The sequence below is a fragment of the Myxococcus sp. AM011 genome, from assembly GCF_013372595.1.
GTDB lineage: Bacteria > Myxococcota > Myxococcia > Myxococcales > Myxococcaceae > Myxococcus > Myxococcus eversor.
Genome location: NZ_JABXEM010000016.1, coordinates 24,996 through 25,761 on the forward strand (window position 1 = coordinate 24,996; position 766 = coordinate 25,761).

1 protein-coding gene is annotated in these 766 nt (G+C 62.5%); it reads left to right on the forward strand.

Annotated features, from left to right (window positions below):
- Nucleotides 1-20: 20 nt before the first annotated feature.
- On the forward strand, nt 21-512 hold the full coding sequence (locus HUW62_RS05530; RefSeq protein ID WP_176433792.1) for a hypothetical protein: 492 nt from the start codon (nt 21-23) through the stop codon (nt 510-512).
- Nucleotides 513-766 lie beyond the last annotated feature (254 nt).

Below are 766 nucleotides of genomic sequence, written 5' to 3' on the forward strand. Positions count from 1 at the left end.
TGTCGCTTGGGAGGTTTTGGATGAAGGTCTTGTTCGTTCGGTCGCAGGCAGGTCGTGTCCTGGTGATGAGTCTTTTTTCCAGGGAGTGGCTTGAGCAGGCCGAGGTGTGGCCCGGTGAGGACTTTCACGGAGTGACATATGCGGAGCTACGAAAGTTGGGAGATGGGCGACATGAGGTGGAGCTCAATCCCTCCGTTCCTTCGCGCACTGGGCCGAACTCGCAGGTGGTTTCGATTGCCGATCAGATCGGGGCCATCGAGTTCGAATGCGACCTCGGGTTGCTGAGCAAGGAACTGGCGACGCGTGAAGTCGCTGTCTTGTGTCTCTCGAATGAAGTGGGGGCGGTGCTGGCTGGCGCGTCCCCCGAGATGCGGCAGCGTGTTTGTGTGTTCGCCAAGGCGGCGAATGAGGTGGTGGGTGACGAGGACGACGTCTATATCGGCCGTCCAGACCTCCCACGTGGCGTGATTCGAGCCGTCGTCGCGGCCTGTAGTGTCGCACAGTGCGTGTGAGCCTTCGTTTGGGGAGAGTGGCCGCGCCGCTCCCGAAAGGGTGGACCCATTCGTGGTCCGGCCAGCCCTGCCGGCACGCGAATGGCCGGGCGGGCTGCCGAAATGTTCGGCTCGCTCCGTATGGAGTGGATGGGGGCGCTTTGAGGAGCGGGTCTTTCGAGACCTGTTTCCCAGTGTGTCGGGTGAGCGGTGTCGTTTGGGTGGTCGTTGAGGCGGTAACGGTGCGTCCCGCAAGGGCGTAGGTCGGAGGGGCA

What these genes read in the sequence shown, in the direction of transcription:
- HUW62_RS05530 (WP_176433792.1), top strand. Translation starts at nt 21, where the DNA reads ATGAAGGTCTTGTTCGTTCGGTCGCAGGCAGGTCGTGTCCTGGTGATG.